Origin of the sequence: Proteus genomosp. 4 str. ATCC 51469, assembly GCF_003144375.1 — a bacterium.
Lineage (GTDB): Bacteria > Pseudomonadota > Gammaproteobacteria > Enterobacterales > Enterobacteriaceae > Proteus.
Genome location: NZ_PENV01000020.1, coordinates 16,281 through 30,256 on the forward strand (window position 1 = coordinate 16,281; position 13,976 = coordinate 30,256).

10 protein-coding genes are annotated in these 13,976 nt (G+C 35.9%); 7 read left to right on the forward strand and 3 right to left on the reverse strand.

What is annotated here, in order from left to right; all coding sequences use genetic code 11:
* Positions 1-7: 7 nt before the first annotated feature.
* Positions 8-3,055 (reverse strand): formate dehydrogenase-N subunit alpha, encoded by a 3,048-nt coding sequence (gene fdnG, locus DK866_RS16725; RefSeq protein WP_109409812.1) that lies wholly within the window; start codon positions 3,053-3,055, stop codon positions 8-10.
* 178 nt (positions 3,056-3,233) lie between these two features.
* Here fdnG and fdhD point away from each other — a divergent pair, with 178 nt between their 5' ends.
* Entirely contained in the window at positions 3,234-4,064 is an 831-nt protein-coding gene (fdhD, locus tag DK866_RS16730) for a formate dehydrogenase accessory sulfurtransferase FdhD (protein ID WP_109409813.1), read from the forward strand.
* A gap of 81 nt (positions 4,065-4,145) precedes the next feature.
* Here fdhD and DK866_RS16735 read toward each other — a convergent pair whose 3' ends face one another.
* Both DK866_RS16735 and umoA read right to left on the reverse strand, forming a co-directional pair.
* Positions 4,146-5,009: an ATP-grasp fold amidoligase family protein gene (locus DK866_RS16735; RefSeq protein WP_109409814.1), complete on the reverse strand. Its 864-nt coding sequence runs from the start codon at positions 5,007-5,009 to the stop codon at positions 4,146-4,148.
* 251 nt (positions 5,010-5,260) lie between these two features.
* Positions 5,261-5,797, reverse strand: a complete 537-nt coding sequence (gene umoA / locus DK866_RS16740) for a UmoA family flagellar biogenesis regulator (protein ID WP_109409815.1) — start codon at positions 5,795-5,797, stop codon at positions 5,261-5,263.
* Positions 5,798-5,996: 199 nt separating this feature from the next.
* Here umoA and DK866_RS16745 point away from each other — a divergent pair, with 199 nt between their 5' ends.
* From DK866_RS16745 to DK866_RS16765, 6 genes are all read left to right on the forward strand, one after another.
* Positions 5,997-6,965 (forward strand): nitrilase family protein, encoded by a 969-nt coding sequence (locus DK866_RS16745; protein ID WP_109409816.1) that lies wholly within the window; start codon positions 5,997-5,999, stop codon positions 6,963-6,965.
* Between the two features lie 175 nt (positions 6,966-7,140).
* Positions 7,141-8,010: a LysR family transcriptional regulator gene (locus tag DK866_RS16750; protein WP_109409817.1), complete on the forward strand. Its 870-nt coding sequence runs from the start codon at positions 7,141-7,143 to the stop codon at positions 8,008-8,010.
* Between the two features lie 446 nt (positions 8,011-8,456).
* Positions 8,457-9,230: a Slam-dependent surface lipoprotein gene (locus tag DK866_RS16755; protein WP_109409818.1), complete on the forward strand. Its 774-nt coding sequence runs from the start codon at positions 8,457-8,459 to the stop codon at positions 9,228-9,230.
* Positions 9,231-9,440: 210 nt separating this feature from the next.
* Entirely contained in the window at positions 9,441-10,100 is a 660-nt protein-coding gene (locus tag DK866_RS20230) for a tetratricopeptide repeat protein (RefSeq protein WP_244179721.1), read from the forward strand.
* The gene (locus DK866_RS20235) at positions 10,064-10,867 is read left to right on the forward strand and encodes a surface lipoprotein assembly modifier (RefSeq protein ID WP_244179723.1); all 804 of its coding nucleotides are present in this window, start codon (positions 10,064-10,066) and stop codon (positions 10,865-10,867) included. Before DK866_RS20230 ends, DK866_RS20235 begins: the two co-directional genes overlap by 37 nt.
* A gap of 41 nt (positions 10,868-10,908) precedes the next feature.
* Positions 10,909-13,959, forward strand: a complete 3,051-nt coding sequence (locus tag DK866_RS16765; RefSeq protein WP_109409819.1) for a TonB-dependent receptor domain-containing protein — start codon at positions 10,909-10,911, stop codon at positions 13,957-13,959.
* The last annotated feature ends 17 nt before the right edge of the window (positions 13,960-13,976 follow it).

Sequence of the window (13,976 nt, forward strand, 5' to 3'; positions counted from 1 at the left end):
TATCTCCTTACACCTTTTCCACATTAACAAGGAACGCTTTAAACTCAGGCGTTTGTGTATTTGCATCACCAACAAATGGCGTTAACGTATTAGCAATAAAGCCTTTGACTGCAACACCTTCAAAGCCCCAGTGGATAGGAATACCAATGGTATCTACTTTACGACCATCCACATCAAGGGTTCTAATACGTTTAGTCACCACAGCTTTGGCCTTGATATAACCACGTTTTGAGCTGACTTTAACGGTATCGCCTTGAACAATGCCTTTTTCTGCGGCTAAACGCTCACCAATTTCAATAAATTGTTGTGGCTGAATAATCGCATTCAAGCGCGCGTGTTTAGTCCAGAAGTGGAAATGTTCTGTCAGACGATAAGTTGTACCGACATATGGGAAATCTTCTGCTTTACCCATATCTTTCCAGTCATCTTTAAAGATACGTGCTGCTGGGTTTGAAACCACATTTGGATGCAGAGGGTTAGTACCCAATGGTGTTTCAATTGGTTCATAGTGCTCAGGGAATGGACCTTCTGCCATCTTATCGATAGCAAACAGACGTCCCATACCTTCCGGCTGCATAATAAATGGACCAACATCAGAACCTGGAGCTGCGTTGCTATAGTCAGGTACATCAATACCTGTCCATTTGCTGCCATCCCATTCGATTAACTTACGTTTAGGGTCCCATGGTTGACCTTGTGGGTCTGCCGATGCGCGGTTATAAATAATGCGACGGTTAAGAGGCCATGCCCATGCCCAACCTAATGTATTACCTAATCCTGATGGATCGGAGTTATCACGGTTAGCCATTTGGTTGCCTTTCTCTGTCCAGCTACCAGCGAAGATCCAACAGCCACTTGCTGTGGTACCATCATCACGTAACTGAGCGAACGAGCTAAGCAGTTGACCTTTTTTCAGAATGATATTGCCATCAGCGTCTTTTAAATCGACTAATGCTCTACCATTACTTTCTTGTGCAACTTCTGCGGATGTTGGATTATCAGGATCAAAGTAATCCCAAGTCATATTCAACACCTGCTCTGGCATCGCGCCGCCTTCTTCTCTATAGAGTTGGCGTAAACGATGGAAAATACCAGATAAAATCTCAGCATCAGGGATAGCAATACCAGGGGCATCACCACCTTTCCAGTGCCACTGTAACCAGCGACCAGAGTTAACGATAGAGCCGTCTTCTTCTGCGAAACAGGTTGTTGGTAAACGGAAGACTTCAGTTTGAATATCTTCTGTTTTAACGTCGTTCTCTTCACCATGGTTCTGCCAGAAACATGAAGTTTCAGTATTTAGCGGGTCCATGGTGATAAGGAATTTCAGTTTTGATAATGAACGAACAACTTTGTTCTTATTCGGGAATGAGGCAACTGGGTTAAAGCCTTGGCAGATATAGCCGTTGACTTCACCTTTATCCATCATATCGAAGTATTGTAGAACGTCGTAAGGTTTGTCCCACTTAGGTAACAGTGAGAAGCCCCAATCATTATCACGTTGAGCATTATCACCATAGAATGTCTTCATCATACTGACGAAGAATTTAGGATAATTGCCCCAGTAGTTAACTTGTCCTGGTACTGTCGCTTTTGGCGTATTCGCAGCTAAGTAGGTTTCTAATGAAGTCTGCTTCTCAGAAGGCAGAGTCATATAGCCTGGCAAGCTTTGAGATAATAGACCGAGGTCAGTTAAGCCTTGAATATTGGAGTGACCACGTAGTGCGTTAACACCGCCACCAGCCATACCCATATTACCTAACAGTAATTGGATCATTGCCATGGTACGAATGTTTTGGGCACCAACAGTATGTTGAGTCCAGCCTAATGCATACAGGAAAGACGCTGTTTTATCTTTCGCTGCTGTTTCAGCAATATATTCACAGACTTTTAAGAAATCATCTTTTGGTGTACCACAAATCTGAGTAACCACATCAGGCGTGTAACGGCTAACGTGTTGTTTTAACAGATTCCAGACACAACGAGGATGTTGTAATGTGGTGTCGCGTTTTGCGAAACCATTTTCATCCATCTCGTAGTTCCAAGTGGTTTTATCGTATTTACGTTTTTCTGCATCATATCCGCTGAATAAACCATCATCAAAGTGATAGTCTTCACGGACAATCAAGCTAGCATTGGTATAAGCCTCAACGTATTCTTTTTGATATTTCTTATTTTCGAGCAGATATAAGATAACGCCCGATAAGAACGTAATATCAGTACCAGAACGGATAGGCGTATAGAAATCCGCAACAGCCGCAGTACGGGTGAAGCGAGGATCAATAACAATGAGCTTGGCGTTATTATGGATTTTAGCTTCCATCGCCCAGCGGAATCCCACAGGGTGTGCTTCTGCCGCATTACCGCCCATAACGACGATAAGGTTGGCGTTTTTCATATCAACCCAGTGGTTGGTCATCGCACCGCGACCAAATGTTGGAGCAAGACTTGCTACCGTTGGTCCGTGTCAGACACGCGCTTGGTTATCGACAGCTAGCATCCCAAGAGCTCTTGAGAATTTCTGAGTTAAAAACCCAGTTTCATTGCTTGCTGCAGAGGCGCAAAGCATACCAGTTGTTAACCAACGGTTGACTTCTACACCTTCTTTATTGAATTTCTCGAAGTTGGCATCGCGGTCTTTTTTGATTAAGCGCGCAATACGATCAAACGTTTCTTCCCATGAAAGTTTTACCCATTTATCCGAGCCGGGTGCACGGTATTCTGGGTATTTTAAACGACCTTCACTGTGGATGAAATCCACAAGACCAGCACCTTTAGGGCATAATGCACCGCGGTTTACTGGATGGTCTGAGTCACCTTCAATATGGAATATTGTTTCTTTTGCGTTTTTCGCGCCATCGCCCAGACTATACATTAATAGTCCACAACCGACAGAACAGTACGTACAGGTATTGCGGGTTTCGCGGGCTCTCAGTAGTTTATACTGACGCGAGCCTGCTAGCGCAACTGCTGGTGCAAAACCGAGCGCTGCCGCTGTAGTACCTGCCATACCGCCAGCACAGATCTTAAAGAACTGTCTTCTGCTGACCTGCATGGGGTCTCTCCTCATCATACATTGCTTTTACTGACTCTGATTTTCTTCACGAAAATGGAGCTGATTGTTTTTTTATTCCTATTATCCTTAATAGGATCAGGTTCATTGCCTGATAGGTAGTGTAAAATCGTTTTACCCATATTGTTATTATGTATTAATAAATTTAGGAATTCATCTTATGGATGAAACAAAATCGACAAAATTGTTAACTAAACGTGTAATCATTGGCGTAGATCAAACAATTGTGCAACACAAAGGATCGCTTAACAGACAAGAAGACGATTATATTGCACTCGAAGTTCCTGTTGCATTAGTGTACAACGGAATTTCTCACGTTGTTATGATGGCAAGCCCTAAAAATTTAGAGTTGTTCGCTGTCGGATTTTCTTTATCCGAAGGCATTATAAAGTCTTCTAATGAAATTCGCAGTATTGAAATTGTTGAAAGTTGTAACGGGGGTATTGAAGTTCAAGTTGAATTATCAAGCCGACGTTTTATGGGATTAAAAGAGCGACGCCGTAATATGACAGGGCGTACAGGTTGTGGGATTTGCGGAACAGAGCAACTTGAAGAGATTTTTCGTCCTATTACGCCATTACCTTTTACACAAACATTTTCACTTTCAAATCTTGATAAATCATTAGAGCAGATGACAACCGTTCAAGAAATTGGTGAATTAACTGGCTGTACTCATGCGGCTGTTTGGTTATCACCAGATGGGGAAATGCAAGGTGGCTGTGAAGACGTTGGTCGTCACGTCGCACTTGATAAGCTTTTAGGTATGAAAGCACAAGAGCAATGGAGTGAAGGTGCGGTATTAGTCTCTAGTCGAGCCAGTTATGAAATGGTACAAAAAGCGGCAATGTGTGGTGCCGAAATATTATTTGCAGTTTCTGCGGCAACCTCTTTAGCTGTCGAAGTTGCTAATAAATATAATGTGACGCTGGTGGGCTTTTGTCGTCGAGGAAGAGCAACCGTGTTTACTCATCCACAACGACTGACTGATTAATGAGCATGAAACACATTGAAATAGGTGTAATGACTATGTATTCTCGCATTACACCTATTTGATCTTTCACTTTATTTATATTTATGACCACAGTTTACCTAGTGTGTAATCCCATTCTTGTGGCTTAATCGGAATGCGCCCTGCATTTGGAGTAAAGGTCATTTCGCTAAATATAAGTCTATTTTCAGACATTAAAAAATCAACACGACAATAATTAAAGTTATCAGCCATTTTTGTGGCTAACTGCAACATTTTTTCAAATTGGATTGGTTTTTCAACTGGTTCTGGCGTATTGGGATCTTCTAATGTGAAGGGTTGTAGCTGCCAGTCTGTATCATACACATTTATATACTCATTTCCTTTGGTGTCAGAGATATCAATCTCGGCATAATGAGGTTGACCATGAAAGCAATGAATACGACAAGTTGTTGGGATCATTGGGCTTTGTGTATTGAATAAATCAATATATTCTTCACAAAGAATTTGGGGTTTTATATTTTTGTAGTGCCATTCTCGCGTTACTGGATAGAGGTTACGTTTTAAATGAAAATGGAGTTTTTTCTTTGCTTTTTCAAAATCAAAGGTTGATTTATCAAGGCATATCACTGTACTTCCGCTGTCATGATTGCATTTCAATACAAAGCGTGAAGGGAGTTGAGAGATATCTATTTCATCAGGGTGTGAATAAGTTTTAATAATAGGAACAAGATAAGATGGGCCTATTTTATCTATCACATAGTCTCTCACTTTAATCTTATCTGCTAAACGCGTATAAATTGGATTTCTATCAAATAACATACGTGCATTGATTTTTTCATTAAGTGATGTTGGTATTTTGAAATTAGGTTGATAACCTAAATTACGAATAAACTTATTCTTTAAATACACACGATCAGGTAATGCGATAGTACGAAATTGTTTGAAATAATATTCTATAATTTTCATAAGCTAATTTATATATGTGTTTATTTTTTATATTAAGAAATAATTAAATTTATATTAAAGGAGTATTAATTTAGCAATGTAGTGGTAAGGTTTTAAATGAGTAATATAAAAACAATATCTATTTTTAATTTTTATTAATATGGATATCAATACGTCAACATAGAGAGTATTGGCTGGAACTATTTTAAATTAATATAAAAATAGCGACATTAAGAGATAATTAACAAACGTAAAGATTGATTAAGAATATATTAATTAGGCGACCACTTGGTTATATGAATAGGTTTATCCCAGTTATTAAAGCGTAATCCTTTGCCAGTTCTATTTCCGTGAGCATCTAATATTTCATAGTATTCTTCAACGATTTGGCTACGGCCACGTTGCCATTCATTGGTTGTTGCAAAAGGATCGATTAAATAGATATCACCGACAACGGTATATAGCTCACCTAAATAGCGAATTTTTTTTGTACTGCTATTTGAATAATGAGAAAACATAATTTGGTAGGTTTTATAGTGTTCAGGTTGACCATAAGGGCCATATTTCATTGCAATATAACGAATGCCTTGATGATCAGAGTGGTTTGTACCACCAGGAACAGGCATATCAGGGGTGATATTAAAAAGAGTATACCGAGAGCTTGGCGCAGGTTGTCTTAATGCTTGTCGATAGCTTTGTGTATCAAGCCCTGTGGCGTTCCATGTTCTGTCCACCAGTCCATTTCCTGCAAAACAGGAAACAGAGGATCCTAATAATGAAAGAATTATAAATAGGAACTTAGCAAACATAAATACTCCTTTATTGCCATTATGATGCCAGAAAATAAGGTATCTATTCCGTGAAACAGAGATGTAGAACCCTGTTATTTCTTGCTGTAACCCCTATCGATTCCAAATGGTTATTTAAAAGAAAAAATAAGTGATTGTATTTTGAGAAAAAAATACGTTTTTATAATGAGATAATATGAGAGTTAATAGGTGAAAACGTATGAATACATTCCAAACATTGCGTGTCGCGACAGTACAGTTTCAACATAAGGCGAACGATAAAACTAATAATTTAGCGAAAATTCATCAGTTTATTGATAAAGCGGCGACTGAAAAGGTAAATATTTTAGTTTTTCCTGAAATGTGTATTACAGGGTATTGGCATGTTCCTAAATTATCAGATCAATCAGTGTATGCATTAAGTGAAAGAATTTCGGATAGTAGATCATTAGCATTAATAAAACAAAAAGCGATAGAGCATCAGATGGCGATCGGTGTTGGGTTAATCGAACGGGATGAAGATAACTCTCTTTATAATACATGGGTTGTTTGTATGCCTGATGGTTTATTACATAAACATCGTAAATTACATGCCTTCGAACATCCGATCATCAATAGTGGTGAGCAATACACTGTATTTGATACCCCTTGGGGGATCAAAATGGGGATACTCATTTGCTGGGATAATAATTTGGTTGAAAATGCACGAGCTAATGCATTATTAGGTGCTGATATTTTGCTCGCGCCTCATCAAACGGGAGGCACAAATTCATGTAGCCCATATAGCATGAAGCCCATTCCTATGGCCCTTTGGAAAAATAGACATCAAGATCCACAATCATTACAAGATGCTTTTCAAGGAGAGCATGGACGAGGCTGGTTAATGCGTTGGTTACCAGCAAGAGCCCATGATAACGGGATGTTTGTGCTCTTTAGTAATGGAGTTGGGCGAGATGAGGAAGAAATTCGCACAGGTAATGCGATGATTATCGACCCTTATGGACGGATAGTAAAAGAAAGCTGCGCCATTAATGATGATATGGTGATTGCAGATATTGACCTTACATTATTAGAAAACTCTACAGGAAGGCGCTGGCTAACAGGGCGAAAGCCTGAACTGTATTCGATTTTGACAACGACATTAGGTAACGAGCAAGATCCTATTTCGGTGCGATTTGGTAAAGCATAATTTAATAAAAAAACAGCTCACATTTTGTTAGCTGTTTTTGTTTTGGCTAGAGAATAATCTCAAAGAAAGATAGAACACTTTATTTATCAGGTTGTTGGTCTTGGTTATTAATTTTATTTATTTATTCTATGATAGAATAATAAAAGGAAAAACTATGTGGGATTAATGATTAATCATGGATACTCGTTTATTGAACGCATTTGTTGTACTGGCTGAAACTGAACATTTTGGTGAAGCATCAGCAAGGCTTTGTATTAGTCAGCCTGCACTCACTAAACAAATAAAAACATTAGAATCTCAATTGGGTATTACTCTTTTTCAACGTGGGCGCCAAGGTGCAAAACTTACCCTAGAAGGGCAATATTTACTCAATCAATGTCAATCAGTATTAAGAGAAGTTTATCTTTTAGAAAAACAGGCTCGCCAATTAATTGAGCCTCAAAAGATCGAGCTTTATGCTGGGTTTGGTTTGTCATCATTGAGCTTTATTACCCCTTTATTGGCTAAGTTTAAGCAAGATTATCCAGATATTACGGTTCATATTGATGATATGCCCTCTAATATAATGGAAGAGAAATTACTTTTAGGGGAATTGGATTTAGCTTTTTCACGTTTGCCGATTTCTGAGCCATTAAAAGGTCTCCAATTAGCACAAGAGAGACTAATGTTAGCTGTTCCAATACAAAATATTACGGTATTAGAGGTGGATGATAATCCATTACACTATTTTGAGACGCTTGGGCTTATTCAACTTGTGCCTGAAAAAGGAAAAAAGCTTTATCAGCAGATCCATGATTTTTTAAAGTATCATCAAATAAAGCCTCGAGTATTACAACAATCACAAGATATTCAAACACAATTGGCGTTAGTTGCAGCAGGTTTGGGGGTAGCTCTTGTTCCTAAAAGTGCAGAACTTATCTGTGATAAACAAAAAGTAACACTATTACCGCTTTCTGGTTTATATACACAATGGGAAATAGGTATTATTTGGAATAATAATATTAAAAATAAAGAGCGTGATCTTCTTATAAATATAATTTCTTAGGAAATAAATAAAATCTTATGAATAAAAATGGTTTTTAATTTTAGTGATGATTGTATTTTTAATATATAACATTATAGTAAAGATAAAACACCTAATAAATATTAATTAGTTTTAAAACAAAGTGATTTAATTAATTGCGAGATTGCTCACAAAAAATAACATAAAATAATAATGACTTTTTAACGTGTTTTAATAAAAAGTTAAATTAAAACATCATATTAAATTTATCTCCCTGACATAAATAAGGCTAATTAAAATCATTGTTATTAAAAAGAGTTATTTACAATGAAAGAGATTTATTTAATATAGTTCACCGACAACACAGCAAGCTTTATATTCGCCAGTGAAGTTGGAAAGATAAAATATAATTATCCCTGTAAGTGGCTACTTATTATTTTATTTATAATAAGTAGCCACACCCTCTAATGAATAATATGGAAATTATTATGAAAAAACTGAATAAAATAACTTGTGCGTTATTCGTATTAATGGGCACACATGCGGTGCAAGCTGAAATTCATTCTAATCAAAGCGGACCTTTAAACATCATGACAGTGGGAGCAAGTGATGCTGTTAATCGAGGTCCTCATCAATCAGTTGGTGGAGAACCAGGTGTTGGGATAAAAACTATTGGGAATGGTGCAAAACTTAGCTTTGCTTCGTTAACATCGCCAAGAATGAGTGGTGGGGCGGACAGTAATGGAATTTACACTATTCAGCCTAATGAAAGTACACCTGCTAGTCATAGTGATATGGGTGTTTTCCATTTTGCCAAAATTACTGATGCTAATGTCTATTTTGGTGACTGGGCAAAAACAACATCAGCAACGGATGCGACACATCAAACCTATTATATCGGTAAAGATGTTACAACCACATTACCAACAGATAGCGCTACTTATACGGTAACGGGTATTAGTCAATATAGCGGCAGTAACTTACTGACTGGTACGTTTGATGTTGATTTTTCACAGAAGAAAATCGAAGGTTCGCTGACTAATAGTCAACGTACGGTTGATTTAGCAGGAGGAAATCTTTATACCGCAAATAATCAAGTGACGTTTTCTGCAGATGCAAATGATGGGGCAACATCAGGGGTTGTTGAAGGCGCTTTCTTTGGTGAAAGTGCAGAGGCGTTAGCAGGTATTGTGGTGTTTAGTTCAGATCATAAAAAAGACATTAGTTTTGGTGGCACGAAAGATAGTAGTGATAGCGAATAAATGACAGCAGCATGGATGCTTCTTGATTTTTTTAAAAAAAATATTATAGATTTATTTGGTAATACAATCGGTTAATTCTTTTAAAGTGGTATTAGTGGTCATTACGCTAAATGTTAGCAACAGATAATCTGGTATAGGGTTATCTGTTTTTTTTTATCTAAATTAAGCCGATTTAAAGGAATTGTTCTTTTGTTTTTATAAGGATATACCATGAATTATTATCGACCTTTAATAAGAGGGTTATTGGCTTTATTGCTTATTTTATTTTCATTTAATGGGAGTGCAAAAGAGAGCCGTGACAAGCCATTTTATTATCTTGAAACAACGAGTACAGCTAAAATAGGTCAGCAACTTTATCACTATTTGCAACAACAACAGTGGCAAAAAGCAGAAAGATTACTGCTTTATTATCAACAACAACCTCAACATGAAGCATTACTTGTTAATTACGCAAAGGCGTTATTGGCACAAAACAGAGGTGATTTTTTAAACGCTGAATTTTATTATCAGCAACAACTTAAGCAAAAAGCCGATTTTATCCCAGCCCAAACAGGATTAATTCAACTTTATTTTCATTTACGAGAATATAAAAAAGCACAGCAACAACTTAATCAACTGAGCAATATCGTTGATTTATCTAAAAATATTATCCAATCTATTGAGTTTTATAAGGTTAAGTTAGCCTCTTATTTTCAAGGCCAACGTTTCTATCAACTTGGCTTTTTTTATGACGATAATATTAATCATGCACCTTTTTTCAAGGCCAACGTTTCTATCAACTTGGCTTTTTTTATGACGATAATATTAATCATGCACCTTACTTATCTGAAAAAATTGTCTCTCAATCAACCCAAGGAAAAACGACGCTAAGAGGTGCAAAACCTATTGCATCTACAGGAATTACTCATTATTTTTCTTTTTATCAACCTTTTATTATTTATTCTCACCATACTTTTTCTTCTTATACTTATGCTCGATATATAGATTATCACTCTCACCGTAATGCTAATTTTTTTGCATTATATACACAACTGGGTTATCGCTATCAAAAACCTCAATATCAGTGGTCAATAACACCTTATTACGAAATAAAATCATCACGGGAACAATATGAATATCAAGCATGGGGGAATGAAACACAGCTTTCTTATTTTATTAATAAAAAGCAAACTATTAATTTAAGCTTGGATTATAAAATAAAGAAATATCAAAAAGCGTTAAATAATTTAAATGATAAGCGAGTAAGTTATAGTGCTTACCATAACTATTATTTTAATAATGGAATACACTTAGTTAATCAATTAAATTATCAGTTAGATCGTAAAAAAAACACTTTATTAAATTATCAGCTGTATGGTATAAAAACTGGCGTTTATTATCCATTGTCAGCTAATTGGCATATCTCTCTTTTTTTACAGTATCAAATTAAATGCTTTAATAACTATAATCCTTTATTAAAAAAGAGAAGAAAAGACAATGGCGTTATTTTTACAACTAATATTAAAAGTAAATCGCCTTTTATTTTAGGGTTTTATCCCACAATAGAACTACGTTATACCCGAAGATTAAGCAATGTGGATTGGTTATATCAATATCAGCAACATGAAGTGTTATTTAAATTAGAAAAACAATTTTAATTAAATAAGTGACTTCCTTTATTAATTGAATAGGTAAAACAATGCATGTAATGCTTTTTAAAAAGCGAAAAATTGTTTCAATCTTCGTTTCTCTATCGCTATATTCTCCTTGCTTTTATCTGCAAGCCAAAGAAGATAAAACCGATCTTGGTCATATTCAAATTTCTGATAATAAAGAAAAAGATAAACAGGGTTATTCACACGTTTATGAGAAAGATGTTTCTAATGTTTATTTAGGAAAAGAGCTATTAGAGCGTTATCAAGGCGTTTCTCCCGCTGATTTACTAAAAAGCGCCATTGGTGTTTATAGTGGTGAAGCGCGTAATGGTGGGGCGCTTGACCCGAATATTCGTGGTATTCAAGGGCAAGGTCGGATACCTGTTACTGTCGATGGGACCGAGCAGGCAATTACTGTTTATCGAGGTTATAGTGGTGCATCTAATCGTAACTATATTGATTCTAATCTGATTAGCAGTATCTATATTGAAAAAGGTCCCTCATTAACACCTGATATGAAAACGGGTATTGGTGGCGGTATTGCAGTAAAAACTTTAGATATTCGAGATATTGTACCTATTGGTGATTCTTTTGGGATTAATTTTAAAGGAGATATTAGTAATAACTCTACACGGTATAAAGAAGTTTATACAAATATGATTGAAGATTACCGCTATTATCCAAAATTTTACCAGCAACATGCTTACATTATTGATCCTGCTTTAGAAATAGTGCCTCAAAAAAGTAAAGTACAAAATTTTCAAGATTATTCATTTCGACTTGGGGTGGGATTTGAAGAAGAAAATTTTAACTTATTATTTGCTTACGCACTACGAGAAAAAGGAAATTACTTTGCAGGAAAAAGAAATGCCAAAAAATATAGTGAGAATAATAAAGACTTATTAGAATCCGTTCATGTAAGGGATGGGACAAGAAATTTTGAGCCTTATTTACCTTTTATTGCTCATATTTATCGTCCTGATAATGAAGTCCCTAATACCTCTAATCGTAGTCGTTCTCTTTTAGTTAAAGGAACATTATTCCCTGAATCAACACATCGTTTTTCAATTAACTATCGATACACAGATTTACTGTTTGGCGATATTATGCCATCACGCTTAAGTTGGGTTCGTTATGATAAAAATTTAGTCAATCAGTGGCCTCTGGGAAATATTACACAACAAGCAGGAATATTAACCTATCAATATAAACCAGAAGATAAAAAAACAGATCTACTATTAAGATTATGGGGCAATTTAACTACGGGTCATACTAATACACGAGGAGGAAAACCAAGGGAGCCAAAACAAGTTGACTCGTTTTCAAGTAGAAATACACAATGGGATCTCAGTTATGAAACTGGGTTTATTGATACTTCTTCTCTTTATCAAGAGAATAATCGTTATGGTATTGATATATCCTCGATATTTAAATTATCACCTCAATTTTCTATTTCATTTTCCAGTAATTATCAATTTGAAAAATTAGACAGTGATGAAATTAAAATTCCTGAAAATTTTGATTTTGTTACCGCAGGGCGAGCAGGGCAACGTCATGAAATTAATTTAGCCCTTTCCACAGATTGGAAGCCACTTTCTTGGTTAGCTATTACTGCGGGTGGGAAATACCATTATTATCATTTAACAGATACTTTTTTAAATAATAAGCTACGGAATAACGTAAAAGGTTATGAGAAATCCCCATCAATAAGAGGCTTTATTCTTCCTTATCGACGAACTTTAACTGCTGAGGAATATTTATTATATAGAGCCTACCACAGTATTGATGTAGAAGGTTTACCAGAAGAACTAAAGAATTATCGACGTTATCCAGAAAGCTATAAAAAAATACGTGAGTTTGTGAAATCTAAGTTTATTTATCCTGAATATGAAAACTTACCATTAGAAATAAAAGAAAAGATTATTAATAGTAATGAAGTGAATAGAGTTCAAGTTGATATGATGCAGGATGATTTTCTTCGTGAGAGACAAGGATATCTCAACATAAAATCTTCTGAAAAACGTCTTATGATCACTGAATATACAGTCTTACTTTATGACGAAAATGGAGAGTTACCTAAAAGTAAAAACATCTTCTTAAGTGGCTATGTTGATATTAATGAAAAAGTACCTGATCCAATTACAGGTGAACTAGTTAATAAATATGAAATGGGCGTTTCTAATTCAATACCTATTTATCTTGATGATAAAGATAAATTTGCACCAGAGCCCAGTTATCATCATGGTGCATTTTCACCCTTAGTGTCTGCGACGGTATATGCCAACGATATATTGCGTTTTTATGGACGTTATACCGAACAACTACGGTTACCTAATCTATTTGAAAATACCAGTGGCTTTTCTGGGTCAAAAGCGCGTTATTACGGTTTTAAATTAAAACCCGAACGTGCAAAAAGTACTGAGTTAGGTGTTGTGTTTGATTTGACAGATTGGCTAAATGTGGAGCACCATGCCGATATTAAAATTAATTATTTTCGTACCAATATTGAAAATGTGTTTGATAGAGATACGAACTGGCAAATTAGGCAATTTGAAAAGCAAATATTAGAGGGATTAGAGGTTCAAGCTCGCTTTGATAATGGCTTTATTTTTATGGATACGGCTTTAGTTTATAGCCATAAAAATAAAGTATGTGATAAAAATGCCTTTAGTCACTATGATCCATTTGGTTTCTTGGGTATTAAAGAGTGTATGACGGGCGGTTATCCTGGTGGTTTTTTACGTACCTCTATCCAACCTAAATATTCGGTTAATTTACATTTAGGGACTCGTTGGTTAGATAATAAATTAGAAATTGGTAGTCGCTGGCTTTATTCATCAGAAGTGGAAAATAAGGATGAAAAATGGCTAAAAGAAAAGTTACCACGAGAAATGTACGGTCAAAATAATAATCCAATGCGTTGGGCAAAAGTCTTTACCGTTGATGCTTATATTAACTATCAATATAGCCCTAATTTATCGTTTGAAATAACGGGCAGTAATTTATTAAACGAATACTACATTGATCCTTTAACGCGATCAGGTATGCCTGCACCGGGAAGAACATTCCGATTAGGTGTGACTGCACAATTTTAATTAAAAGAGAGTAAGGA